The sequence below is a fragment of the Mesorhizobium waitakense genome, assembly GCF_056431085.1.
On the sequence record NZ_JBWKME010000019.1, the window covers coordinates 144,281 to 168,956 of the forward strand.

The window sequence follows — 24,676 nt, forward strand, 5'->3', positions numbered from 1 at the left end:
CATTCGGTATAGGCTGAGGCGATGGCCGACGTCCTGTTCTACCACCTGACCGAATCGACGCTGGAGGATGCGCTGCCCGGCCTCCTGGAGCGCAGCATCGACCGTGGCTGGCGCGCCGTGGTGCAGACCGGCACCGAGGAACGCCGCGATGCGCTCGACCAGCATCTTTGGACTTTTCGCGACGATTCGTTCCTCGCCCATGCAACCGATCGTGAGGCCTATCCCGGTGAACAGCCGATCCTGTTGACCACCGGCGACGGCAATCTCAACGAGGCAAAAATCCGCTTCCTGGTCGATGGCGCCATGCCGCCAGAGCTTGGCGGCTACGAGCGTGCGGTGTTCCTGTTCGACGGCCACGATGCCGCCCAGGTCGAGGCGGCCCGGGGGCACTGGAAGACGATGAAGGACGCCGGCCACGCCGTCACCTACTGGCAGCAGACGCCGGACCGGCGCTGGGAGCGCAAGGCGTAGGCGGCGTTAGCCGTTGCTGATCGTCACCTTCTTGATTTTCGTGCGGCAGGAAGATCTCTTCCCGTGGATCTGGGGTGCGCCAACTCGCGCGGCGGGCTGAAAATGCGGATCAAGATCACTGCCTGCCGCATGCGCGAGGTCGCGTGTGCTCGACGAAGGTTGAGGCGCGGCCATGGCCAGTTGCAAGCCGCCACCGTGATCGAATGCTACGACCGCGGGCGGGATAGGCGAAACAGCAGCGCACCTGTGGCGCACCGCTCGGCGCCCGCACTGCAAGCTGATTCCAACGTCGCCGACATGACGAAACATCGGCGACCGCTATGGCGACGCCATTATCGGCTTGTCGCGGATGACACTGTCTACGGCTTTGCCTTGATCCGGTTTTGTTTCCAGGTGGCGTAGTCGCCGTATTTTACCTTCATGAACTCGTCCGCCATGTTGCGATCCGAGTTCCTGAAAACGTACCAGTCGCCATCCGGAATCCTGCGCTGGTAAACCACCTTGCCGGCCTGGCGATGCTCGAAACAGGTGAGGGCGTCGGAGTCGCCTCCTGCTCCGTGCCACTTTGCGCGGAAGCAGAGCTTGCCTCCTCCAGGGAGAAACCAGATGCCGTCGCCGTAGCCCAGTTTGCCTTTGTCCGAGGTCCACGCGCTGAATTGACGGCGCTGCACGGCAAAAAAACCGGCGCCGTTTTGACCCCAGAGCCACGAACGGTTCTGGTACATCTGGTAGATACCCTCATCCGGCACCGCCTCCGCTTGGCTGGCCAGTTCGGCGACTTGCGCCGATGTCATCGCTGCCGCGGGAAGCTGGAAGGCAAAGACACCAATGGAACAGGCAAGCGCCGTTCCGATACAATTCCCCAATGCTCGTTTCATAGCCCAACCCCACTATTTTACGCCACGCCCAGTTTTGCCCCACTCCCGGGACAGCACCCCTAGGGCAAGATATGCTGGGTAACCCTCCAATCAGGCAGTCCATAGCCACCCAGCCACGGCCACACTTCCTTCTGGTTGAAGTAGACGACTGAGGTCAGCGCTGGAAATTCGGAATAGGACTTGCGGGTATCGATTTCCCATCGCGAGACATATTCCTGCTTCCCGACATAGCCGAGCTCTGCCACCACGACCGGCTTGTTGTAGCCCGCGACGCGGTCATAGCCGGGCTTCAGCGCCTCGGCGAACGTGCGGTCGTGACCGGTCTCGTTATTGTCCTTTTTCTGCAGGCCGAATACCGACAGGCCAATGACGTCGACGTAGTTATCGCCAGGGTAATACTTTTCCAGACCCTCTTCGCCCTTGGGTGACCACATATATTTGGCGGCGGGGGCAGCCTTGCGGCAGAGGTCGACCTCGCGCTTGTAAGCGGCGATCCAGTCCTTGGGAGCCCAGTTGGCCCAGGTGAAGCGGCCGTTCGTGTCCTCCATTTCCTGCGCCCAGCGAATGGTTACAGGGCTCTTCATGGCCCCCACCAGGTCGCAGATTGCCTGCATGTTGGCGTCATACTTGCCGCTCAATATGCCGTTGCGCAGTTCGCTCGGGGTGATGCGCCAGTCCTTCGACCAGGTCCACGGCTCGATGGTGATCAACAGCGACCGGTTTCGCTGAAGGGCATAGGCGTCGGCCAGGGGAAGGCTCGCCAGGTCGACGTCTTCCCAGGGCAGGAACAGTTCCTCGATGCTGGCGCTCTTGTCGGCGCTGAAGTCCCCGTAGGGATCATAGGATCCGAATGCCGAGGCGGCGCTGCTCGTCTGAACCGGATCCGCCGCGACCACGGAGCCAGCGCCCCCCGCAGTGGGGAACGTGGCGCTTCCGCCCAATACCAGCGCGATTGCAAGTGCATTTGCTGCCGAGTGTTTCATGTTTGATCTCCCATAGCTTCAGCTTCCTGCGGAAGTTGAAGCTCTCGCCCGTGCGCGTCGATGCTTGATCGACACGACTACCCAACCGATCGGCCCTATTGGTGGAATCTGCGGGATTTCTGAGCGACCATCAGCGGGTGTGCGAACCTCGCACAGAGCCCACCATACGATTATCTATCTCTCAACGCGCCGACATCGACGCGCTGTAGAGAGAAGGTTCGCCGCGATACTCACAAATTCGCGCCAATATCCCGATATATCATCCCTAGCTAAATTAAGAGCCGGTCACCGCCAAGAGTCAAGCACAATTAACGGTTGCTTAACCCTGTCATTCACAACATGGTTAACGCTGCTCTCGAGCCTGACAACTACCGAAGAGGCTCGGCCCCTTCAGCCAACTTCCGACACAAGAAAACTTTGCCGGCTCGTCATTGCGGGGCTGCGTCGGTCGCGGTTATTCCCCTCCCGATTCAAGGTGTTAGGTTAACCAGATCGCAAGAATCATGGTTAACGAACGGTCAATTTAGTTGACTCTAACAAAGCGCGGACTGATTCTGTCGCCGGGATTTGAGAGCTTTCAGCCATCTATCGGCGGAGAGCCCAAAGTGGCGGCGGGTAAGTGTATGAGTGCTTCCGTTCAGGCAGGCATTGTCGACCATGCAAGCAGGCGGGCACGGCGACCTGAGACGGCTCTCGCCACTGCGCGGAAGGGCCCTTTTCTGGTGCCCGTGCTGTCGGCCACCCAGCAATGGATCTTGAGACTGGCCCTGGCCTTCTGGTTCGTCACGCTCGGATTCTTCTGGTTCTGGTGGCTGAAGCCCGAGCACGTCGAGCATGTCGGGCCATACGCATTCGCGACGCTCATTCTGGTATGGCTCACGCTCATGCCATTGTACTTCCTCCTGAATGTGCATGCGTCGAAAAAGCCGTCGAAACTTCATGCAATCCCTGAGCATTCGCGGGTCGCGATGGTGGTCACCAAGGCGCCGTCCGAGCCTTTTGCAGTGGTCGCGCGCACGCTCGAAGCGATGCTGGTGCAGGATTATCCACACGATACCTGGCTGGCAGACGAGGACCCATCCGAGGAGACGATCGCCTGGTGCGAGGCCCACAATGTCATGATTTCGACCCGACGCGGCCGGGAAGATTATCATCGCAAGGTGTGGCCGCGCCGGACGCGATGCAAAGAGGGGAACCTGGCATTTTTCTACGATCATTATGGCTATGAGCGCTATGATTTCGTCGCTCAGTTGGATGCCGACCACGTGCCGACGCCAACCTATCTGAGGGAAATCCTGTTTCCCTTCGCAGATCCCACGGTTGGCTATGTCTCGGCGCCGAGCATTTGCGACAACAATGCCGCCGAGAGCTGGTCGGCGCGCGGCAGGCTGTTTCCGGAAGGGATGTTCCACGGCCCTTTGCAGTCCGGCCATACGGGCGGCGGAGCTCCACTCTGCATCGGCTCGCACTATGCCGTGCGAACCACCGCGCTGAGGCAAGCGGGCGGTCTTGGCCCGGAACTGGCCGAGGACCATTCGACGTCGATGCTGATCAATGCGGCCGGATGGCGAGGTGTACACGCCATTGACGCGATCGCGCATGGCGATGGCCCGCAGACCTTTGCCGATCTTGTCACGCAGGAATTCCAGTGGTCGCGGAGCCTGATGACGATCTTGCTCGAATACTCGCCCAGCTACCTTTCCAAGCTGCCGCCGCGCTTGAAATTTCAGTTCCTGTTTTGCCAGCTCTGGTATCCACTGTTTGCGACATTTGCGCTTCTTATGTACGTCATGCCCATCTACGCGCTCTGTTCGGGCCAGAACTTCGCCAACGTGATGTATGCCGACTTCCTGTTCTACTATGCGCCGAACTCGATTGCCCTCATCGTCCTCGTGATGATGTTGAAGGCGTTCGGGCTTTCGCGCCCGATCACCGCCAAGACGCTCAGCTGGGAAGGGACGCTGTTCCTGTTCTTCGCGCGTTGGCCATGGGTGCTCGCCGGAACGCTGTCGTCGATCCGCGACTATCTGACCAAATCCTTCGTCGATTTCCGCGTTACTCCCAAGGGCAGCGGCCCCAAGGACCTTCTGCCGGCGCGCGTCATCGTTCCTTATGTGGTGCTTGCGATTGGTGCGTCCTTGCCGGTTCTTCTGGTGGATCATCCTTCGAATTCCACCGGCTTCTACTGGTTCGCCGCATTCAATGCGCTAATCTACGGGCTGCTTGTGGTTGTGATCGTCACCAGGCACCTCGTCGAGAACAGGATTTCGCTGCGAGCCAATGGCGTGAAACTCGCCTGGCAGGCATCGCTCGCCTGTGTTGCGCTCTCGGTTCCGGCGGCGGGATTTTACGACCGCGGACTGGAAGGCATCTATGGGCTGCAGCAGGGCGCCGGTAGCGTTCGCATCGTCAGGATCGCCTACGTGGTTTCCGGCGCTGGCCGCGGCGAGACCGGCGACCGCAACTTCTACTTCGACCCTGGCTGGAACGAGAAGCGGTGACAGGCAGAAGCGACAGATGGTACGCTGGCGCGCCCTGTCTCACCCTCAGCCGGTTGTCATTTGGAGGATCACTTCTGTGGTTGGTATCCTGTCGATCCGCCGCTTTCTGTTGACGATGATTGTTGCGCAGCCGCTGTTGGTAAGCGGCCTAAACGCCGCGTCGGCCGAAGAGGTTGATTTGTCGGCGGTCGCTGCGGCTGAGCCGCTCACCCCGGCGGAACTGTTTCCCCTCTATGCCGACCGCACATGGGTCTGGGAAAACGGTGCTGCCTATTTCGCCAAGGATGGGCGCCAACTTCGCGCCTGGACCGGCGGCGCGAATGCGACGATCGGCCAGGGCAGGTGGTTGATCACCAAGAATGGCAAATTATGCATGGATGCAAAATGGAAGACGCTTGCTGGTAGCTCGCAGGGGCGAACCTGCTTCAGCCATCACCGATTGGGCGGCACGATATACCAGATGAAGGATCCCAGCGGTTCCTGGTATGTTTTCCAGGCGTCGCCGGCGCAGCCCGGACAGGAGTACGACAAGTTCAAATCCGGCGACACGACCGCTGCGACTTTCGACAAGATGCGTCAGATGATCAGCCCTGATCAGAAGCCAGCGCCGGTCAAAAGCGGCGGTTGAGCGGAACTGCCACCTGGCACGAGCCATGACACACCCGGTGATTTTCGCAACCCCGCGCCGGCACCCATCCTGACAGGTCGAGAAAGCAATCCAGATCCGTCTCTGTGTCGAGAGCAGGATGCTCCTGTCGGTGCCTGTCAAGGCGTTGCCGAATCGCTTATCGTGGAGCTTCAAGCCGGCCGGCCAGTGCCGTTGGCGGGCCGACTCCCGATTGATCGCATTTTAATAAAATCCGACGGAACGACCAGACGATAAGCTCACCATTCGGTTTTCATGAATTTTAATAAGTGAAGTCTAATGTTCCTGCGTATGTGGTAGCGAGCAGTCGCTTACGCGGCGTGAAAGCGACGAAAGCAAAGTATGTCGCAACGCGCCTTTGGCAGGGGACACCTAATGAAAAATTCCGCAATGGGCGCGTTTCGCTCGGGCAAGAACAGTGCATTTATGATTGTGGCTGCGGTGGCGATCGCGATGGTTTCGGGTTGCCAGAGCGTCGATGCAACCAAGACCAATTCGGTCCTCGTCAAGCCTATGGTCCACTCGCTTAGCAGCAAACCCGCGGTCCAGCCGGTCCGCGCCACGTTCATCGCTCATTCGTCCAGAAGCGAGCCGCTTGTCTATATGACGAGCGCGGTGCGGACCATTGAAAGAGCCTACGCTTTTGCATCGCCGCCGCGGATCAAGGTGCGCACGCCGGCGCCGGTGAAGGCCTCTTACAATCCGGGCAATGGCGGCACGTTCCTGGGGAACTCGCCGTATATCTGCAGCCCTAGCGGATTTGGCCAGCGCGCGAGCTGCCGCCCCCGCTATTCCTGAGCCATCGTGCGGCGACAGGCGCTGCCGTTTTGGTTGGCGGCAGTCTCGTCGGTTTCGCCTTCAGACCAAAGAATGGGGCAGCCGTCCTGACGATCGTGTCGATGTCGGAAAGCTCCGGCACAAAGCCAAGACGTTCGCGTGCGCTTCCCGGATCGGCGTAGAGCTCCGCCGGGTCTCCCGGGCGCCGGGTCCTGAAGACGGCCGGAACCGATCTTGCCGTCATTCGGCTGACCGCGTGGACAATCTCCTTGATGGACACGCCTCGGCCAGTGCCGAGGTTGACCGCCAGGCTTTGTCCGCCGCCCTCGAGATGCATGAGCGCTTTCAGATGGGCGCGTGCCAGATCGCTGACGTGGATATAGTCCCGTACGCACGTGCCGTCCGACGTGTCGTAGTCCGTGCCGAAAACCTCGATCTCGTCGATGATGCCTGATGCGGCCATGAGCACTCTGGGAATCAGGTGCGTCTCGGGCGAATGCCACTCACCAAGCTCGCCGTCCGGGTCGGCGCCGCAAGCGTTGAAATAGCGCAGGATGGCAAATTTCATTCCGTAAGCGGACGCATAGTCGCCGATGATCTGTTCGCCCATCAGCTTGGTGCGCCCGTAAGGGCTGATCGGATTTTGCGAGGACGTCTCGCGAACGGGCAACGCGTCCGGCACGCCGTAGGTTGCGCAGCTGCTGGAGAAGATGATGTTGTCGATGGCGTTCGCTCGCGCCGCGTCGAGCACCGCGATGGTGCCCGTCACATTGGTCGAATAATATTCAGCCGGGTCCTGAACGGACTCGCCGACATAGGCCAGCGCCGCAAAGTGGATGACCGCTGTCGGCCGGTACGTCTTCATCGCCCCCTGCAGCGCATCCCTGTCCCGGATATCGCCGACGACAAGCGGACCCCAGGCGACGGATTTCTCGTTGCCGCGGCTCAGATTGTCGAAAACCACCGGCAAATAGCCGGCGCCGGCCAACTGTTTGCAGGTGTGGCTGCCGATGAACCCGGCACCACCCGTCACCAGGATTGCCCGGCGAGTCATGACGCCGCGGCCCCTTTGACCAGTTTGCTTCCGTAGAGCAGGGTGTCAAAATAGTCGACGGTCTGCGCGAGCCCCTGGCTCAGGCTGATTTTCGGCTCCCAACCGAGATTGGCCCTGGCAAAGGAAATGTCCGGCTTGCGCTGCCTGGGATCGTCGACCGGCAGCGGCCGATGCACGATCTTCGATCGGGAGTTGGTGTAGCTGATGACCAGCGTCGCCAGTTCCACGATGGTGAATTCGCCGGGATTGCCGAGGTTGACCGGATGCGCGGGCGCACTCGGCGCATTCATCAGCCGGACGAAGCCCTCGATCAGGTCGTCGGCATAGCAGAAGGAACGCGTCTGCATGCCGCTGCCATAGACGGTCAGGTCTTGGCCGCGCAGCGCCTGGACGATGAAGTTCGAAACCACGCGCCCGTCATCGGGCTGCATGCGACGGCCATAGGTGTTGAAAATGCGGGCGACGCGGATATCGAGGCCATATGTTCTCGAATAGTCGAAGAACAGGGTTTCGGCCGAGCGCTTGCCCTCGTCATAGCAGGACCGCGGTCCGTGCGTATTGACGTTGCCGAAATAGCTCTCGGGCTGTGGGTGCACGAAAGGGTCGCCATAGACTTCGGACGTCGAGGCCTGGAATATCTTGGCATTGTTCTGTCGCGCCAGTTCCAGAAGGTTCAGCGAGCCAAGCACGCTTGTCTTGAAGGTATGGATCGGATCTTCCTGGTAATGCGGCGGAGAGGCTGGGCAGGCGAGATTGTAGATCTCATCGAACTGAAGGCCCAAAGGCAGCAAATTGACGATGTCGTGCTCGATGCATGTGAACCTCGGATTACGCAGAAGGGCATTGAGATTGTATCTCTTGCCGGTGTGGAAATTGTCCAGCGCGACAACGTCATATCCGTCCCGCAAGAGACGTTCACACAGATGCGATCCCAAAAATCCCGCACCTCCGGCGACCAAGGCGCGGCTTCGGTTTTGGTTGGCGCCCCTTTGACCGTTCCCGGACTCCAGTTTCAGAACCTTGATGAGCTTACTCATGCTTTCCTCTCACGCACCGCGCACGCTACCGCCCGGGCCGGGACAAAAGCATTGCCCGGCCACGTCCTTCAGAACGTGGCAAACCTCCGCGTCTGCGGAACCGCCATCATTGATGTGCGCTAATGTTCTTGGGCTCGCGGAGCTTGTGCTGCTACACGATCTGTATGCTGCCGTTCAGCATTTCTCTGCGCCCCGAAATCGCGATCACACGCCCAGTGTCATCATCGTCGATTGCTCGCCCAAATTGCACATCCCAACGCATTGAAAATATACCTGTGGAAATCCTAGTCAACTAAATTAGCGAATCCTTAACCGTGTCGGTTCGCGAATGGTTAATCATGAGGCCGGTCGGCCTCTCCCGTTCCAGCGAGCGGATCCTCGTTGTGAATCAATGTATTGGTTCGCTGCCGAAAAACCTGTCGACAGGCTTGGCAAGCTGTTTCAGGGCGATGTCAAAGCCTGACGGCGAGGAAATGCCGGGATCGGCACCCTTGGTCCAATTCAGCGTATTTCGTCGGGGAGCACCGGTCATTTTGGCATGGCTTTTGAGCGCCTGGGTAGAGTGTCGTCTCCAAAGTTTGCTTGACCGGTATGTGAGCGGAACGGGCACACGGGCGCGACTGGCTGCGCAATGCATGAGGCAGTGATGGCCGGCATCGGCGGGCCATCACAATCAGGAATAAGCGACGAAACAAGGCTATCCCGCATCGGTCCGGAATCGCTGCCCGTTTCGAGGGTCGGGATATGCTACTCCCCGCCCATTTCCTTCTTGAATGTGTCGAAATCGACCTGCATTCCATTGAAGATGGTGCTCCAGTGGCGGGTCAGTGCAGCCATTGCCACGGCTTCCTGGATCTCCTCGTCGGTGGCGCCGGCGCGCTTGGCGTCCTGGGTGTCCGACCAGATGCAGTAGTTGCAAGGTCTGCGCCGCCACCGCCAGCGAGATCAGCGACTTGACCTTTGGTGGCAGCGCTGTCTTGTCGCTGAGTTGGATGGCCTTGACCTCGGCCCAAGCCCCAGGCAGGCCGGCTTTGGGGAACTGCTTCACAAAGCTGGGCACACCGCCCATGGTCGACTGGATGTCCTTGATCGTTGCATCGTATTCATCGGCATGGGCCGGAGCCGCGCCGAGCGACAGGACACAGGCTGCGGCGGTGAACAGGAACGCGCGTCGGATGGAAGACTGCACGGATTTGGAAATGCGACGGTTCGACATGGTTTTCTCCTCTGGTCTTTGTTAGCCTTACTGTGTAAGGTAATGCCGAAAATGAACCTTACAGTGTAAGTTGTCAAGCGACGCCATGGACTCATCGATCAAGAAAAAGAGAGTGCGCGGTCGGCTGTCTCGCGAGATGATCGAGGACGCGGCCTTCCAGGTGATCGAGCGTGAGGGGCTTGCCGGCTTTTCGATGCGCAAGCTGGCGGCCGCGCTCGGCTGCGAGGCGATGAGCATCTACCATCACTTCCCCTCGCAGGCGCATCTCTACGAGGCGCTGGTCGACCGGCAGATCAGCACAATTGTCATCCCTGACGCCAGCATGCCCTGGCGCGAAAGGATCCGCATCGGCATGCAGGAATACCGTCGCGTCGCGACCGAGCATCCGGCCTTCGCGCCGTTCATTGTCGTCTACCGCATGAATTCGCCAGCATGTCTTGCCAAGCTGGATAGTGTCATCGGCCTGTTCGAAGCAGGCGGCTTCGGTCCGGAGCTGAGCGCACGGCTGTTCCGCGCCGCGAGCTACTACCTCATGGGTGCGATCCTCGACGAGACAGCGGGTTACGCCAAGGGTCCTTCGGCGGTGACCACGGTCAGCGACGAGCAGCTGGCGCGGGATTTTCCCAGCGTCATGACAGCCGGGGCCTATTTTGGTAGGGCCGGTTTCGACAAGACATTCGAGCTCGGCCTTGAGATGCTGCTGGATGAAATGGAACGCCTGCGCGACAGCATCAATGCGAGCTAGTTGTCCGGCAAGGTGCGATTACAAGGTGGCTGTCTGAATGCGCTTTCTGTTTGTCCTGATCTTGCTCGCCGGCATCGGCACCGGTTTCATGTATCCCTGGGCGATTAGCAATTTCTCCGGCCACGAGATCGGCACATGGCGCGTCTACGAGCAGGGCCGCTTCAAGCCGCTGACGGTGCCGCTCAGCAGCCGCGACGCACCGGTGCGGGTGCTGGTCGACCTGACCGCGAGGGCCGAGCGCATCGTCTCGCAGCAGCGCACGGTGTTGACGCTGACATCGGCCACCAATGGCCGAACGGTACTTGCCTCGACGCTGCAGTTCAACCATTCGGACAACCCACGCCAGGCCAGCCCGCAACTGCCCGACAAGATTTTTCGCGATGAGGCCGGCGTTATCGCCAGCGTCAGCCCGGGGCCGTACCTCTTCACCGTCGGCCCGGGTGATGCCGATGACATTCCGATGCGCGCGGTCGATCTGATCCTGCGCTCCGGAGCCGGCGAGATCGACGGCCGTGCGCGGCCGGTCGGCTACGCGCTGACCGCGATCGGCTTGATCGGGTTCTTGCTCTCCCTGCGCAATCGTGGCGGCCGGCCGGAAAATCCGAATTCGCAGCCGCCACCGCCGCGCTGGGGCAGGGGCTCCAAGTGAACTACCGCCACGCCTATCACGCCGGAAATTTCGCCGATGTCGTCAAGCATGTCGTGCTGACGCGATTGCTCGACTACCTGAAGCAGAAGGACAAGGCGTTTCGCGTCATCGACACCCACGCCGGCATCGGCCGCTACGATCTGTCCTCGGTCGAAGCGCAAAAGACCGGCGAGTGGCAGGGCGGCATCGGCCGGCTGATCGATGCCTCGTTCGCCGCGCCGGTGACGGCACTGCTCGCGCCCTATCTGGAGACCGTGCGGTCGCTCAATCCCGAGGGCGGCATCCAGAAATATCCGGGCTCACCGATGATTGCGCGCCATCTCCTGCGCAAGCAGGACCGGCTGTCGGCGATCGAGCTGCATCCCAAGGATGTCGCGAAGCTGAGAACCCTCTTTGCCGGCGATTTCCAGACCCGTGTCATCGAGCTCGATGGCTGGCTGGCGCTCGGCGCGCATCTGCCGCCGAAGGAAAGGCGCGGCGTAGTGCTCATCGATCCGCCATTCGAGGAAGCTGGTGAGTTCGAGCGCCTCGTCGACGGGCTCATAAGGGCGCACAAGCGCTGGCCTGGCGGCATCTATGCGCTGTGGTATCCGATCAAGGACCGCAAGGCGATCATCGCTTTCCGCAAGGCGCTGAAGCAATCCGGTATCCCGAAGCTGCTCGACATAGAATTCGAGATCAGGCCCGCCTCTTCGCAACCCAGTCTCGACGGCAGCGGCCTGCTGGTGGTCAACCCGCCTTTCACGCTGGAGGGCGAACTGCGGACACTGCTGCCTGCCTTGCACAGGGTGCTCGCCGTGGAAAAGCCGGCGCACTGGTCGCTGGAATGGCTGGCCGGGGAGTAGAGAGGCGCGGGGGCTCGAGCTCTCTTTTCCGTCCGGGTCTCGACGTGCCGGAGCCGTTCCGGTTTCCATGCGGGGTTCGGCTTTGGCCAACGCCGTTCCGAACTGGGAAACCATTGTTTCCGCAACCGCTTGACCGCCGCCAAGCGAATCCGCAGAGTGCGCGCAATCGACCTTGAGAGGCTGCCATGACTCGCTTCGCCAAATCCGCACTTGCTGCCCTGATTTCGCTCTGCACTCCGCTTGCCGTGCCTCTCGGCCTTACCCAGGCCGTGCAGGCGGCCGACCTTGGCGTCTATTCCGACGACGATGGCGGCGTCTGTGGCGAGGCCTGGGTGTTGAACAAGATCACCAGCCGCTTTTCCCATCAGGTGCATCACGTGCCGCATCTGCCCAACGTGCAGATCACCGATTTCCGGCGCATCCACCAGCATCTGTATCTGGCGGCCAACGAGACCTGGCCGATCGGCCGCCGCTATTGCGGCGCCACCGTCAGCCTGTCCGACGGGCGCGATCGCACCATCTGGTACCTGATCGAGGAAGGCCAGGGCTTCGCCTCGATCGGCGACAATGTCGAATTCTGCGTCTCGGGCTTCGACCGCTGGATGGTCTACAACGGCCGCTGCCGCATCCTACGCTAGAGCGCGAATCTCCGTTCCGATTCCTTTTCGCGCCTGCGGCTCTACCCGCTGCAGGCGTTTTTTTGTGCTGTGTTGACATGAGGCGATCCGTTGCATAGTAATGAGACAGACCGGTCTCACCACTGGGAAAGCGCCATGACATCGTCGCCTGCTTCCGACAAACGCCAGCACGTCGTCGAAACGGCCTACGGGCTGTTCAAGCGCGCCGGTTTCCATGCCACCGGCATCGACCGGATCATCGCCGAGGCCGATGTGGCCAAGATGACGATGTACCGTCATTTTCCCAGCAAGGACGAACTGATCGTCGAGGTGCTCGACTATCGCGCCAGGCGTTTCGATCGCCAACTCGACCGCCTCGCCGAGGAGGTCGCGACGCCCGGGAAGAAAATTGCAAAGATCTTCGACTGGCACGATCGCTGGTTCCGCAGCCCGGATTTCCATGGCTGCCTGTTCGCGCATGCGCTGGCCGAGTTCGGCGATCCGGAACATCCGGTGTTCAAGGCTGTCGCCAGACAGAAGAACGGCCTCAAGAAGCGCATGCAGTCAATCCTCGAAGAAGAGATGCCGCGCGGTCGCGCCGAAAGCGTGGCTGCGGTCCTGCTGATGCTGATCGAAGGTGCGACGCTGCTGGCGCAGATGGGGCAGGCGGAAACCGCCATCCGCGCCGCCCGCAAGACGGCCCTGGACATCATCGCCGCTTCGGGCAGGCCGCGATGAGCCCGCTGGTCATCGGGCTCGCGCTGTTTGCCGCGATCTTGCACGCCACCTGGAACGCCTTCCTGCGAACCGGGGGCGACAGGTTGTGGACCGTCACCGTCATGAGTTTCTCCAGTACGGCGCTTGCCATTCCCTTCGCCATCTTCCTCACCCTTCCGGCCGCGCCGGCCTGGCCCTATGTCGTGCTCTCGGCCTGCCTGCAGGTCGGCTACAGCGTGTTCCTGGTGGCCGCCTACCGATATGGCGAACTGGGACAGGTCTATCCAATCGTTCGCGGCAGCGTGCCGCTGCTTGTCGCGCTCGGCGGGTTCTTCCTGGCCAACCAGCAGCTCACCCAGCCGCAGACCGTCGGTGTTGCGTTGGTCGCCGGCGGCATCATGGGCCTTTCGCTCGGCAGAGGCAGGGCCGCCACGACATCGATACTCTATGCACTGGCAACGGGAGCGATCATCGCCGCCTATGCGACGGTCGATGCGATCGGCGTCCGCGCGGCGGGAAATGCCGGCGCCTACACCGCCTGGGTTCTCGTGATCTATGGCGCATTGCTGCCGGCGACGTTCCTTGCCTGCCGTGGCCGGCTCATTGTCGACCTGCGGGCGCCGGAAACCTGGAAGGCGCTGGCGGGCGGCCTGTTCGCGCTTTTGGCCTATGGTGTCGTGGTCGCGGCCTTCGCACTTGGGCCGGCCGCTCCCATCACCGCGATCCGCGAGACCAGCGTCGTCTTCGCCGCCTTCATCGGACGCCTGTTTCTCGGCGAGATGCTGACGCCGCGGCGGGTCGGCGCCTGCGCCATCGTAGCGCTCGGCGCCATCTGCCTCGGCTATCAATGACGGAAATGCGCGTCGTGCGGAGCCCGATATTTCCTGATGTTGCCGACAGGCAAATCGGCTAGTCTGAACGCCCGGAAGCAACAGATCACTTTCGGGAGCCTTCATGGACCTTGCCACCATCCACGCCTTCACGGCTGCCTTCTTCGTGTTCGCTGCCAGTCCCGGTCCGGACAACATGACGATCGTCGCCCGCACGATCTCCAGCGGTGCCGCGTCGGGTATTGCCTATGGCGCAGGCACTGTGGTCGGCATCCTCATCTTCCTGGTCCTCGCCGTCTTCGGCCTGTCTTTCATCGCCGCCAAGATGGCGATCGCCATGACGGTGCTTCGTTATGGCGGAGCGATCTATCTGATCTGGATGGGCATCAGGTTGTGGACCGCCGTGCCCGTGGTGCCGGACCTGCAACCCATCTCTGGACGGCGCGGGCTGCTGGCGATCTTCGCGACGGGTATCGCGCTGAACCTCGGCAATCCGAAAATGCCGCTGTTCTACGTGGCACTGCTGCCGAACGTGGTTGGCACGTCGCTCGACGCTGGTCATCTCGGTGTGTTGACGATGGTGATCCTGGCTGTCGAGGTCGTGGTGATCGGCGGTCATGTCCTCCTGGCGGGCCGCGCCCGCAGCCTGCTGCGCACGCCCAAGATCGTGCGCCGGGTCAACCGTGCGGCGGGCGGTGTGATGATCGGCGCCGGCTTCGCCGTGGTCGCCAGGCGTTAGAGCAATTCCAGGAAAAGTGTGAAACGGTTTTCCGTCCGGAATTGCGTCAAAACAAGAGATACAGAGAGGTCGCGAAATAGCGCCGCTATTTTCTGCGCTGCGTCGCCTCGGCCTGGTCGATGATCTTGCGCAGGAAAGTGACGTGACCGCGGAACGCGCGCCGCCCGCTCGTCGTTGCCTTGACGCGCGACTGCGGCCGGCGGCCGACGAACAGCTTTTCGATATCGACATAACCGGCCCTGGCCAGCGTATCGAGATGCGCGCCAAGATTGCCGTCGGTGGCGCCAACGATGGTCTTCAGCCGGGTGAACTCCAGCATCTCGCGCCTTTCCAGCGTGTTCAGGGTGGCCATGATCCTGAGTCGCGTGCTCTGGTGGATGATTTCGTCGGCGCTCATCGAGCGGCTCCGGTGCGGTCAAGCCAGACACTGTCATCGACGCGGCCAACGCCATGGCGCGCCGTCTCGACCGTCGCAAATAGCGCCACCTGCTCTTGTGCGATCGACATCGAAGCGCTCCTGCGTCTGATGCAGAATACTCTGCAATCCAGAGCTATCTGTCAATTCATTTGCAAGGGTGGCGGGATCATGCTTGACAAGGTGATGCTGCGATCGGTCATCGCATTGCTCTCGTGATCTATGTAGATCGTCCGCCTGCACGAGATGATCACTTCAAACAAGCAGCAGGTGTTGATGTTCGCGGCCGAGGATCAATGCACAAAGCCGCTCGCTGACCTTCTGAGCTTCGCGGCGCGATCGGTCTAGCGGGGTGCGGAGAATGTCGGCGGTGAACTGCTGGCAATGATTGAAGATCAGCAGCGGATTTTTGTGATGATCAGCATGATCGTGAGCCATCGGTAACCAAAATTTAAGCTGCGAAAATCAGTCTATTGCTTCGCTGGCTAGAGAGCCGCGAGTCAGATATGCATTGCCCGTCGAGGTCATTCACGGCCGTCGGCGTAACGCAAGGGGCATGACATGGCGAAGCAGTCGTCTAAGGCGCCGGCATCCAAGACACCGGCAAAGAAAGCACCTGTGAAAGCAGCAACGGCGAAGGTCGCGGCAGCAGTGAAGAAAGCAGCACCCGCGGCCAAGCCGAAGGCAGCACCGGCAAAGGCAAAAGCAGCACCGGCCAAGAAGCCGGCAGCGGCCAAGGCCGTGGCCAAACCGGCAGTGAAAAAGGCAGCGCCGGCGAAGGCCGCGGCAAAGCCGGCCGCCAAGGCGGCACCGGCCAAGAAGCCGGCAGCCAAGGCGGCGGCGAAACCCGCAGCCAAGAAGGCAGCGCCCGCGAAGGCCGCGGCCAAGCCCGCCGCCAAGGCAGCACCGGCCAAGAAAGCGGCAGCGGCAGCGACAAAGCCCGCCGTGAAGAAAGCCGCGGCCCCCAAGGCCAAGGCAGCGCCGGCAAAGGCGAAGGCGCCGGCCAAGAAGTAGACCAGGTCTAGTTGGAGCGCTGTGTGTCCTGCTGGATGCGCGGAGAACGCTTTGACACTTGCCATCGACGCATGATCATTCCGGAAACCGCAACTGGTTTTCGGGCCGTGCGCAAGACGGTCGGCGAAGGGGGCCAGGGCAGCAAAGCGAGGCGCCGGACAGGCTGTCTCGCTTGCTCGCGCGGTTTGGTCTTCTTTCATACCTGGCCATGAAACGAATGCCCCGCCGCGAAGCCGGGGTTGCGGAGGAGTAAAAGCAGATCGGATGTTCCGCTCGGCTGTAGTCTTCTTGCTCGATGTGGATCGCGTATCCGTCTGTAGCCAGGTCACGATGGTCATGGCAGGAAACCATCACCGGTTTTCTGGCAGTCGGTTTTTTGTTGCCTGGCCATTGCCGGGCAGCCTCTCCCGGTCAAAAGTGCCGGCCGGCAAACAGGAACCCGATCATGCCCAGACTGCTCTACGCTTCCACTTCTCCCTACAGCTCCAAGGTGCGTATGGCCGCGGCCTATGCGGGCATCGCCATCGATGCGGTGCCGGTCAAGACCGAAGACAAACCGGCGGTGCTGATCGAGGCCAACCCGCTCGGCAAGATTCCGGTATTGGTGCTCGACGACGGCCGCTCGATCCATGACAGCCGCGCCATTACCCAGCACCTCAACCGTGTTTCGAAGAACGCACTGTTTCCGCGCAACCCCGACAAGCGTCTCGAGGCCGAGGTGCTGGAGGCGTTGGCAGACGGCATTTGCGACTGCGCGCTGTCGATGGTCTATGAACGACGCACGCGACCTGAAGAGATGGTCTATCAGCCCTGGCTCGACCGGCAGTGGGCGAAGATCACGGCAGCACTCGATCTGCTCAACGCCAACCCGCCAAAGCTGCCGAAGAAGATCACCGCCGGGCAGATCGCGTTGCGCGCTTGCCTTGGCTATCTGGCCCTGCGATTTGCCGGAAAGTGGGAAAAGGGCCGCGCCCGGCTGATACGCTGGGCAGCACGCTTCGACGACAAGTTTCCTGAGCTGAAAGGCTCCATCCCCGGGTGAATTTCTCACCTGGGGATGGAGTGATCGATCAACCCAGGGTGATCACCAAAGTGACACAAAAAAAGCCGGGCGCGAGGCCCGGCTTTTTCGTGTCGTGGCTTGAACGACTTAGAACTTCATACCGACGCCGAAAGTGACGCGGTTGTCGGTGGCCTTGACGTTGCCGATGCCACCACCGAAGTCCTTGCTGCCGAAGTCGGTGTAGCGATACTCGACGCGGCCGAAGACATTGTCGGTCAGCTTGATGTCGGTGCCAAGACCGGCGGTCCAGCCGAGCATGGTAGCGCTATCGCTGGTGCCAAGGACAGTATCTTCCACCTTCAGGCTTCTGCCGGCGAGACCGCCGGTGCCGTAGAGCAGGATTTCCGGGGTCACGGCATAGCCAAGACGGGCACGCAGCGAGCCTTCGAAGCCGGCCTTGGAGTCGATGCCATTATCGTCGCCCTTGACGCCGTTGTAGCCGAGTTCGGCTTCAGCACCGTAGACGAAGTTCTCCTGCTGCCACTGGTAGCCGCCGAAGGCACTGCCGACGAAACCCTTGGTATCGGTTTCAACGCCGAAATCCCTTTCCTTGGTACGACCGCTGAAGCCATAACCGAGATTGATACCGGCATAGGGGCCGGCCCAGGACGCGACAGGCAATTCAGCAACCGGGGCGGGTGCCGGCGGCTCTTCCTGGACGACGTCGGCGGCATAGGCAGTTCCGCTGAGGGCGAAGAGCCCGAGCGCCACGGCCAGCGGCCGTGCGAATTTGAGATTGGCTTGCATTGTTCTTTACTCCTTAAGCCACAGGACACAGGCTTGTTTCTCACGATCGCCATCGACCCGTCCGGGGGGTGAAACGGATCTGGCGTTCGTCGGTTCCAAATGTCGTGTCAAAATGCGGCTGAAGCGAACCTGAACTTGGGTCATTCCCCGGCGCGAATGAGGCTGAAATTTGACGTTGCATCTTCGCAACAGCGAAATGGCAGGAGCAGCGTCATGCTGCACTGCACACCGCTTGGTGCAAGGAGTCCAGCGTCCTATATTGCGGTCGGACGCCTCCTGGTCCAGGACGAGTCGGAGTACCCAATCGGTGGGTTCGCCACAATGCTGCCCAAGGTGCGAACGCCATTTAACGCCTGCCATGCCATATTTCGCCGGCATCGTGTTTTCGGGCCGAAATTGAGGATTGACACCCTATGAGCATAGCCACTGCCACGGCGCTGGTGACGGGCGGGGCGAAACGGATCGGCAGGGCGATCGTCGAGGATCTCGCCGCCCATGGTTTTGCCGTCGCCATCCACTGCAATCGGTCGCGCGACGAAGCGGATGCAATGGCCGGGCTGATCAACCGGAGCGGTGGCCGCGCCGCCGTGGTCGCCGCCGACTTGACCGACATGGACGCCGCCGGTGACCTCGTAGGCCAGGCGGAAGCAGCGCTCGGGCCGCTGTCCCTGCTGGTCAACAATGCGTCGCTGTTCGAGGACGATTCGGTTCTGGACTTCGACTGGCGGGCCTGGGACCGGCACTTTGCCGTGCATGTGAAGGCGCCGGCGCTGCTGGCGCAGTCCTTCGCCCGGGCCTTGCCCCAGGGACAAGAGGGCCTGATCGTCAACATCATCGATCAGCGCGTCTGGCGGCCGACGCCGCGCTATTTCTCTTATGCGCTATCCAAGTCGACGCTGTGGACGGCCACGCAGATGATGGCGCAAGCGCTCGGTCCCCGCATCCGCGTCAATGCCATTGGCCCGGGGCCGACCCTGAAGAATGCCAGCCAGGACGACAGCGATTTTGCCGCGCAGGTCGAGGGTCTGATTCTCAAGCGTGGCCCGGAATTGCCGGAATTCGGTGCGACCATCCGCTATCTCTGGGAAGCGCGCTCTGTCACCGGCCAGATGATCGCGCTCGATGGCGGCCAGCATCTTGCATGGCAGACGCCCGATGTGACAGGCATGGCGGAATGAGTCCCGTAGATCAGAAAAGCAAGCCCGGCCGTGGCGCCGACGACATGCCTCCCGAAGTCGAACTCGAGGACGAGGCGGTGGAGGGGATCGTCGAGCCCGCCGGGCCCGACATAGCCTTCACCGCCATCGACTGGACGCCGCATGCCGGCGACGCCGAAGGCATGGTGGGCGCCGAGGTGATCCAGACGCTGGTCAAGCGGCTGCCCAACGCGCCTGGCGTCTACCGCATGATGAACGCCGCCGGCGATGTGCTTTATGTCGGCAAGGCGCGCAGCCTGAAGAAGCGCGTCACCAACTACGCACAAGGCAGGTTCCACACCAGCCGCATCGGCCGCATGGTGCGCGAAACGTCGACGATGGAGTTCGTCGTCACCCGCACCGAGATCGAAGCGCTGCTGCTCGAAGCCAACCTTATCAAGCGCTTGCGACCGCGATTCAATGTGCTGATGCGCGACGACAAGTCGTTTCCCTATATCCTCCTGACCGGCGACCATGTCTCACCGGGCATCTACAAGCATCGCGGCGCGCGATCGCGCAAAGGTGACTATTTCGGCCCTTTCGCCTCCGCCGGGGCGGTCGGCCGCACCATCAATTCGCTGCAGCGCGCCTTCCTGCTGCGCAGTTGCACCAACTCCTTTTACGAGAACCGGACACGGCCGTGCCTGCTCTACCAGATCAAGCGCTGTGCCGGCCCCTGCACCGGAGAGGTTTCGCACGAGGGCTATGCCGAGTTGGTCGGCGAGGCGAAGGACTTCTTGTCTGGCCGCAGCCAGAAGGTGAAGACGGAAATCTCGGCCGCCATGCAGCAGGCCTCCGAAGATCTCGATTTCGAGCGCGCCGCCATCTATCGCGACCGGCTGGCGGCCCTGTCGCACGTGCAGAGCCACCAGGGCATCAACCCGGCGACCGTCGACGAGGCCGATGTCTTCGCCATCCATCAGGAAGGCGGCCAGGTCTGCATCCAGGTGTTCTTCTTCCGCACCGGCCAGAACTGGGGCAACCGCGCCTATTTCCCCAAGGCCGATCCAGCGCTGGAGGGATCGGAAGTGCTGGGCTCGTTCCTGGCGCAATTCTATGACGACAAGCCGACGCCGCGCACCATTCTTCTGTCGAGCCCCGTCGAGGACCAGGACCTGCTGGCCGAAGCGCTCTCCACCCGCGCCGGCCGCAAGGTCGCGATCTCGGTGCCGCAGCGCGGCGAGAAGAAGGACCTGACCGACAACGCCCTGCAGAACGCCCGCGAGGCGCTCGGCCGCCGGCTGGCCGAAACCTCGACGCAAGGCCGGTTGCTCGCCGGTTTTGCCGAGACCTTCGGCCTGCCCAAGCCGCCGGTGCGCATCGAAGTCTACGACAACTCGCACATCATGGGCACCAATGCCGTCGGCGCCATGGTCGTTGCCGGGCCGGAAGGCTTCGTCAAGAACCAGTATCGAAAGTTCAACATCCGCTCGACCGAGATCACGCCGGGCGACGATTTCGGCATGATGCGCGAGGTGATGGAGCGGCGTTTCTCGCGGCTGCTCAAGGAGCATGGCGATGTCGTCGTGGCCGACGATGGCGCAGCAGGCGAGGCGGCCGATGATATCGAGGACGACATCTCCGGCAGTTTCCCGGCCTGGCCCGACGTCATCCTGATCGACGGCGGCCAGGGTCAGATGACGGCGGTGCGCAAGATCCTCTCGGATCTCGGCATCGAGGACCGCGTCGTGGCCATCGGCATCGCCAAGGGCCAGGACCGAGATGCCGGCCGCGAGCGCTTCTTCGTCAGGGGCAGGGACTCGTTTTCGCTGCCGGTTCGCGATCCCGTCCTCTACTTTGTCCAGCGGCTGCGCGACGAGGTCCACCGTTTCGCCATCGGCTCGCACCGTGCGCGCCGCAAGAAAGAGATGGTCAAGAGCCCGCTCGACGAGATCAACGGCATCGGCCCCGGCCGCAAGCGCGCCCTGCTCATGCATTTCGGCACCGCCAAGGCCGTCAGCCGCGCCGCCATCGAGGATTTGAGGAAAGTCGATGGCATTTCCGAACAGGTGGCGAAACTGGTCTACAATCATTTTCATGAGAGCTAGGGGATTTGGTGCTTTTCGGCTGGCTAATCGATTTTGGCCTGTTGACCCCCTACAACAGCTTCTGATTTGAGTAGGCAGGCAGAAAGAGTTCCCCAAAGATATGGCCAAGCGCGCGTTCAACCTGCCCAACATGCTCACCTACGCCCGCATCATCGCGGTGCCGCTGGTGGTGCTGTGCTTTTTTCTCGAGGGACATCTGAAGTCGAGCGACTTCGCCCGCTGGTCGGCGCTGATCATCTTCCTGCTCGCAAGCGTCACGGATTACCTGGACGGCTATCTGGCGCGCGCTTGGCAGCAGACCTCCAACATCGGCAAGATGCTCGACCCGATCGCCGACAAACTGCTCGTCGCCACCTGCCTGTTGCTGCTGGCGGCTGATACCGATCGCCATGCCGGCATCGCCGGCTGGTCGCTGTGGGCGGCGATCATCATCTTGTGCCGCGAAATCCTCGTTTCGGGCCTGCGCGAGTATCTGGCGGCGCTCAAGGTCTCGGTGCCGGTGACGCAACTGGCAAAATGGAAGACCGCGATCCAGATGGTCGCCATCGCCTTCCTGCTGGCTGGGCCTGCAGGCGACAAGATCTTCCCGCTGACCACCCAGACCGGCCTGGTGCTGCTGTGGATCGCGGCGCTGGTCACGCTCTACACCGGCTACGACTATTTCCGCGCCGGCCTCAAGCACATCATGGACGAGTGAGATGACGACCCGGCTCATCTATTTTGCCTGGGTGCGCGAGCGGATCGGCCTGGCCGAGGAAGACGTCGACTTGCCTGCCGGCATCGAGACGGTCGCCGACCTCCTGCGCTGGCTGAAATCGCGGGGCGAGGGCTACGAGCACGCGCTGCAATATCCCGACGTGATCCGCGTCGCCATCAATCAGGAACATGTCGAGCACCGCGAGAAGATATCGGGCGCCCGCGAGATTGCGCTGTTCCCGCCGATGACCGGGGGCTGACCCATGTCGGCCGCCGTGGTGCCGACGGTGCGGATCCAGCGCGAAGATTTCGACGTCGCTGCAGAGATCGCCAGACTGACGCAAGGCCGCGCCGATATCGGCGCCGTGGTGACCTTCTCCGGCCTTTGCCGCGACGAGCAGGGTGCGCTCTCGGCACTCGAACTCGAGCATTATCCCGGCATGGCGGAAGCCGAGATCAGCCGCATCGCCGTTGAAGCGGTTCAGCGCTGGCCGCTGCAAGGCCTGACCGCCATCCACCGCCACGGCAAGATCGCGCCCGGCGACAACATCGTGCTGGTGGTGGCGGCATCGGCGCATCGCCAGGCAGCGTTCGAGGCAGCGAACTTTCTTATGGACTACCTGAAATCGCGCGCGCCGTTCTGGAAGAAGGAGCATCGCGTTGACGGCTCCGAGGGCGGCTGGGTCGACGCCAAGGAAGCCGACGCCAGGGCCGCACAGCGCTGGAAACCGTCCGAATAAAATCCTTTCGCAGCCTTGCATTGACCGCAATCCTTTGGCCAATTGACCGCGGTTGGTCAGCCTGGGCATTGGCAGCCCGGGCGAGGGAGATGGTCATGCTGGACAGGATCGCGGAGTTCTTCGTATTCGGTTTCGTGCCTCTGGTCGTCGGCGTATTGGCCGTGCCGGAACTGTCTGTTGCCGCCGAAAATGCCGTGCGGGGCGAGGTGATCTATCGCGAGCGCATCGCCTTGCCGCCCAGTGCCGTGCTCTCCGTGCAGCTTGCCGATGTCTCGCTGGCCGACGCGCCGGCCACGATCATCGGCGAGCAGAACATGAAGCCGGCCGGCCAGGTGCCGATCAGCTTCGAGATCAAATTCGATCCCTCCGTCATCCGGTCGCAGATGACCTACGCCTTGCAAGCCCGCATTACCGTCGACGGCAAGCTCCTGTTCATCTCCGATATGCGCCATCAGGTCGATCCGCTGACCGACGTGCCGCAGACCATCATGCTGAAGATGGTCACACCGAGCGCCGAGCAGACGGCTTCTGTCATTGGTCAGATCTGGCTGGTCGACTATGTCGACGGCATTGGCGCCATCGCCGCGCCGCAAGCCACGTTCAGGATCAGCGAGGCTGGTAAGGCGGGCGGCAGCGGTCCCTGCAACACCTATTTCGCCACCGCCAAGGTCGAAGGCCAGGCGATCGCGATCAGCGACATCGGCTCGACCTACAAGGCCTGCGCGCCCGAGGTGATGGCTGAGGAAAAGGCGCTGTTCGATGCATTGACCAAGGCGGCGTCATACAGCGTCGGCGACGGCAAGCTCGTCATATCAGACAAGGATGGTCGCGAGATCCTGCGCTTCAGCGCCGCGAGTTGATTCCCGGTCCGGCGTCACCCCAGCGCCGCCGTCTCTTTGGCCATGGCCTTGACGATCTCGATGGGCGCAGGTCGTTGCACCAATGAAAAAGGCCGGCGAGACGCCGGCCTTTTTACAGGGTCCAAGGTCTGGCCTGTCGTGTCAGCCGACGATCTCGGTGTCCGAGAACCAGTACTTGATCTCTTCTGCTGCCGTCTCCGGCGCATCGGAGCCGTGCACCGAGTTCTCGCCGATCGACAGCGCATGCACCTTGCGGATGGTGCCTTCGGCGGCATTGGCCGGGTTGGTGGCGCCCATCACTTCGCGGTTCCTGGCAATGGCGTTCTCGCCTTCCAGCACCTGCACGATGGTCGGTGCCGACGACATGAACTCCACCAGCTCGCCGAAGAACGGACGGTCCTTGTGGACGGCATAAAAGCCTTCCGCCTCACGACGGCTCATCCAGACCCGGCGCGAGGCGATGACGCGCAAGCCGGCCTCTTCCAGCATCCTGGTGATGGCGCCGGTGAGGTTGCGCCGGGTCGCGTCCGGCTTGATCATGGAAAAGGTGCGTTCGAGCGCCATGGGTTGTCCTTGTGATGAGAATGGAATTGAGAGTGGCGGGCTCTATACAAGCCGCCCGGCCCATTGCCAAGGGGTGAGGCCAAAGGGGCGAGGGACGGTCCGCGAAGCGGACGGAGAGCCAATTGCCTGGCCCGAGTAACCGAAGCACGGAGCGATGCGAAGGGCCGGAGCAGCTGTGCGTTTCTGTGTCAGGCCAGCGCCGATGAGGCCGACCAGCAGGCGAGATCGGATGGCTGTCATGCGATGCTTTGCTTGCTATAGTTGCGTGTCGGCGCCGCGCTGAAGTCGGCCCGAATGGAGACCACATGATCATGGCAGACGATCGTCAGGAACGCATTCGCAACCGCGCGCATCAGATCTGGCTGGAAGAGGGACAACCGGCTGGCCATCATGATCGCCATTGGCATCAGGCGGTAGCCGACATCGACCAAGAGGATGCCGGGGGCAAGTCGGCAGCCAAAAAAGCAACTGGCGCCGGCAAGGCAAAAGCCGCTCCCAAGGCCAAAGCCGCCCCCAGGGAGGCGAAGGCTGCCACAAAGACCAGCAAGCCAAAAAAGGCGGCAGCCAAGTAGGCTTGGCTATATCGCTGCTGGCCTTCCAGCAAGGGATTGACGGCGCGCGTGCCTGC

General features: G+C 61.8%; 30 protein-coding genes. 20 read left to right on the forward strand and 10 right to left on the reverse strand.

The annotated features are described in order from the left end of the window. Positions 1-21: 21 nt before the first annotated feature. Complete coding sequence (locus tag AC07FD_RS06915; protein WP_095086373.1) at positions 22-471, forward strand: DNA polymerase III subunit chi; 450 nt, start codon at positions 22-24, stop codon at positions 469-471. Positions 472-830: 359 nt separating this feature from the next. On the opposite strand, the gene AC07FD_RS06920 is transcribed toward AC07FD_RS06915, so the two are convergent. Then, the gene (locus tag AC07FD_RS06920) at positions 831-1,349 is read right to left on the reverse strand and encodes a DUF995 domain-containing protein (protein WP_478349231.1); all 519 of its coding nucleotides are present in this window, start codon (positions 1,347-1,349) and stop codon (positions 831-833) included. Positions 1,350-1,408: 59 nt separating this feature from the next. Continuing rightward, positions 1,409-2,332, reverse strand: coding sequence for a glycoside hydrolase family 26 protein (locus AC07FD_RS06925; RefSeq protein WP_478349232.1), 924 nt, complete (start codon positions 2,330-2,332; stop codon positions 1,409-1,411). A gap of 623 nt (positions 2,333-2,955) precedes the next feature. On the opposite strand from AC07FD_RS06925, the gene AC07FD_RS06930 reads away from it, so the two are divergent. From AC07FD_RS06930 to AC07FD_RS06940, 3 genes are all read left to right on the forward strand, one after another. Continuing rightward, the gene (locus tag AC07FD_RS06930) at positions 2,956-4,833 is read left to right on the forward strand and encodes a glycosyltransferase family 2 protein (protein ID WP_478349233.1); all 1,878 of its coding nucleotides are present in this window, start codon (positions 2,956-2,958) and stop codon (positions 4,831-4,833) included. A gap of 16 nt (positions 4,834-4,849) precedes the next feature. After that, on the forward strand, positions 4,850-5,461 hold the full coding sequence (locus tag AC07FD_RS06935) for a DUF995 domain-containing protein (RefSeq protein ID WP_478349234.1): 612 nt from the start codon (positions 4,850-4,852) through the stop codon (positions 5,459-5,461). 393 nt (positions 5,462-5,854) lie between these two features. Next, entirely contained in the window at positions 5,855-6,277 is a 423-nt protein-coding gene (locus AC07FD_RS06940; protein ID WP_478349235.1) for a hypothetical protein, read from the forward strand. Here AC07FD_RS06940 and galE read toward each other — a convergent pair. From galE to AC07FD_RS06955, 3 genes are all read right to left on the reverse strand, one after another. After that, the gene (galE, locus tag AC07FD_RS06945; RefSeq protein ID WP_478349236.1) at positions 6,231-7,310 is read right to left on the reverse strand and encodes a UDP-glucose 4-epimerase GalE; all 1,080 of its coding nucleotides are present in this window, start codon (positions 7,308-7,310) and stop codon (positions 6,231-6,233) included. The genes AC07FD_RS06940 and galE overlap by 47 nt on opposite strands. Then, a complete protein-coding gene (locus AC07FD_RS06950; RefSeq protein ID WP_478349237.1) occupies positions 7,307-8,347 on the reverse strand; it encodes a UDP-glucuronic acid decarboxylase family protein in 1,041 nt (346 codons plus the stop codon). The genes galE and AC07FD_RS06950 overlap by 4 nt, the downstream gene beginning before the upstream one ends. A 697-nt stretch (positions 8,348-9,044) precedes the next feature. After that, complete coding sequence (locus AC07FD_RS06955; RefSeq protein WP_478349238.1) at positions 9,045-9,563, reverse strand: hypothetical protein; 519 nt, start codon at positions 9,561-9,563, stop codon at positions 9,045-9,047. 85 nt (positions 9,564-9,648) lie between these two features. On the opposite strand from AC07FD_RS06955, the gene AC07FD_RS06960 reads away from it, so the two are divergent. From AC07FD_RS06960 to AC07FD_RS06990, 7 genes are all read left to right on the forward strand, one after another. Continuing rightward, complete coding sequence (locus tag AC07FD_RS06960; protein WP_478349239.1) at positions 9,649-10,308, forward strand: TetR/AcrR family transcriptional regulator; 660 nt, start codon at positions 9,649-9,651, stop codon at positions 10,306-10,308. Between the two features lie 37 nt (positions 10,309-10,345). Further along, positions 10,346-10,957: a hypothetical protein gene (locus tag AC07FD_RS06965; protein ID WP_478349240.1), complete on the forward strand. Its 612-nt coding sequence runs from the start codon at positions 10,346-10,348 to the stop codon at positions 10,955-10,957. Continuing rightward, entirely contained in the window at positions 10,954-11,802 is an 849-nt protein-coding gene (locus AC07FD_RS06970; protein WP_478349241.1) for a 23S rRNA (adenine(2030)-N(6))-methyltransferase RlmJ, read from the forward strand. Before AC07FD_RS06965 ends, AC07FD_RS06970 begins: the two co-directional genes overlap by 4 nt. A gap of 185 nt (positions 11,803-11,987) precedes the next feature. Beyond that, a complete protein-coding gene (locus tag AC07FD_RS06975) occupies positions 11,988-12,440 on the forward strand; it encodes a hypothetical protein (protein WP_457154274.1) in 453 nt (150 codons plus the stop codon). Positions 12,441-12,575: 135 nt separating this feature from the next. After that, on the forward strand, positions 12,576-13,157 hold the full coding sequence (locus AC07FD_RS06980) for a TetR/AcrR family transcriptional regulator (RefSeq protein ID WP_478349242.1): 582 nt from the start codon (positions 12,576-12,578) through the stop codon (positions 13,155-13,157). Continuing rightward, complete coding sequence (locus AC07FD_RS06985; protein WP_477226294.1) at positions 13,154-13,987, forward strand: EamA family transporter; 834 nt, start codon at positions 13,154-13,156, stop codon at positions 13,985-13,987. Before AC07FD_RS06980 ends, AC07FD_RS06985 begins: the two co-directional genes overlap by 4 nt. Before the next feature lie 103 nt (positions 13,988-14,090). Next, entirely contained in the window at positions 14,091-14,705 is a 615-nt protein-coding gene (locus tag AC07FD_RS06990; RefSeq protein ID WP_478349243.1) for a LysE family translocator, read from the forward strand. Between the two features lie 85 nt (positions 14,706-14,790). Here AC07FD_RS06990 and AC07FD_RS06995 read toward each other — a convergent pair whose 3' ends face one another. Next, entirely contained in the window at positions 14,791-15,102 is a 312-nt protein-coding gene (locus AC07FD_RS06995) for a transcriptional regulator (protein WP_478349244.1), read from the reverse strand. Between the two features lie 273 nt (positions 15,103-15,375). After that, on the reverse strand, positions 15,376-15,558 hold the full coding sequence (locus tag AC07FD_RS07000) for a hypothetical protein (protein ID WP_477305850.1): 183 nt from the start codon (positions 15,556-15,558) through the stop codon (positions 15,376-15,378). Between the two features lie 180 nt (positions 15,559-15,738). On the opposite strand from AC07FD_RS07000, the gene AC07FD_RS07005 reads away from it, so the two are divergent. Together AC07FD_RS07005 and AC07FD_RS07010 are read left to right on the forward strand one after the other, a co-directional pair. After that, a complete protein-coding gene (locus AC07FD_RS07005; RefSeq protein ID WP_379106335.1) occupies positions 15,739-16,134 on the forward strand; it encodes a hypothetical protein in 396 nt (131 codons plus the stop codon). A 445-nt stretch (positions 16,135-16,579) separates the two neighbouring features. Further along, positions 16,580-17,176 (forward strand): glutathione S-transferase family protein, encoded by a 597-nt coding sequence (locus tag AC07FD_RS07010; RefSeq protein ID WP_478349245.1) that lies wholly within the window; start codon positions 16,580-16,582, stop codon positions 17,174-17,176. Positions 17,177-17,284: 108 nt separating this feature from the next. Here the strand turns inward: AC07FD_RS07010 and AC07FD_RS07015 are convergent, their stop codons facing one another. After that, positions 17,285-17,944 carry an outer membrane protein gene (locus AC07FD_RS07015; protein WP_477305852.1) on the reverse strand — a complete coding sequence of 220 codons (660 nt, stop codon included), beginning with the start codon at positions 17,942-17,944 and terminating at the stop codon, positions 17,285-17,287. A 413-nt stretch (positions 17,945-18,357) separates the two neighbouring features. Here AC07FD_RS07015 and AC07FD_RS07020 point away from each other — a divergent pair, with 413 nt between their 5' ends. The 6 genes from AC07FD_RS07020 to AC07FD_RS07045 all read left to right on the forward strand — a co-directional run bounded on the left by AC07FD_RS07020 (position 18,358) and on the right by AC07FD_RS07045 (position 23,484). Further along, positions 18,358-19,122, forward strand: a complete 765-nt coding sequence (locus AC07FD_RS07020; protein ID WP_478349246.1) for an SDR family oxidoreductase — start codon at positions 18,358-18,360, stop codon at positions 19,120-19,122. After that, positions 19,119-21,188 carry an excinuclease ABC subunit UvrC gene (gene uvrC, locus AC07FD_RS07025; RefSeq protein ID WP_478349247.1) on the forward strand — a complete coding sequence of 690 codons (2,070 nt, stop codon included), beginning with the start codon at positions 19,119-19,121 and terminating at the stop codon, positions 21,186-21,188. The genes AC07FD_RS07020 and uvrC overlap by 4 nt, the downstream gene beginning before the upstream one ends. A gap of 100 nt (positions 21,189-21,288) precedes the next feature. Next, positions 21,289-21,885, forward strand: a complete 597-nt coding sequence (gene pgsA / locus AC07FD_RS07030; protein ID WP_269903927.1) for a CDP-diacylglycerol--glycerol-3-phosphate 3-phosphatidyltransferase — start codon at positions 21,289-21,291, stop codon at positions 21,883-21,885. A gap of 1 nt (position 21,886) precedes the next feature. Continuing rightward, positions 21,887-22,144 (forward strand): molybdopterin converting factor subunit 1, encoded by a 258-nt coding sequence (gene moaD, locus AC07FD_RS07035; RefSeq protein WP_478349248.1) that lies wholly within the window; start codon positions 21,887-21,889, stop codon positions 22,142-22,144. A gap of 3 nt (positions 22,145-22,147) precedes the next feature. Further along, entirely contained in the window at positions 22,148-22,624 is a 477-nt protein-coding gene (locus tag AC07FD_RS07040) for a molybdenum cofactor biosynthesis protein MoaE (RefSeq protein ID WP_478349249.1), read from the forward strand. A gap of 95 nt (positions 22,625-22,719) precedes the next feature. Next, on the forward strand, positions 22,720-23,484 hold the full coding sequence (locus AC07FD_RS07045) for a YbaY family lipoprotein (protein ID WP_478349250.1): 765 nt from the start codon (positions 22,720-22,722) through the stop codon (positions 23,482-23,484). Positions 23,485-23,625: 141 nt separating this feature from the next. On the opposite strand, the gene ndk is transcribed toward AC07FD_RS07045, so the two are convergent. Together ndk and AC07FD_RS07055 are read right to left on the reverse strand one after the other, a co-directional pair. Next, complete coding sequence (ndk, locus tag AC07FD_RS07050; protein ID WP_027048827.1) at positions 23,626-24,048, reverse strand: nucleoside-diphosphate kinase; 423 nt, start codon at positions 24,046-24,048, stop codon at positions 23,626-23,628. Between the two features lie 236 nt (positions 24,049-24,284). Then, a complete protein-coding gene (locus tag AC07FD_RS07055) occupies positions 24,285-24,479 on the reverse strand; it encodes a hypothetical protein (protein WP_478349325.1) in 195 nt (64 codons plus the stop codon). Here AC07FD_RS07055 and AC07FD_RS07060 point away from each other — a divergent pair. Beyond that, on the forward strand, positions 24,411-24,620 hold the full coding sequence (locus AC07FD_RS07060; protein WP_478349321.1) for a DUF2934 domain-containing protein: 210 nt from the start codon (positions 24,411-24,413) through the stop codon (positions 24,618-24,620). The two genes, AC07FD_RS07055 and AC07FD_RS07060, sit on opposite strands and share 69 nt — an antisense overlap. Positions 24,621-24,676 lie beyond the last annotated feature (56 nt).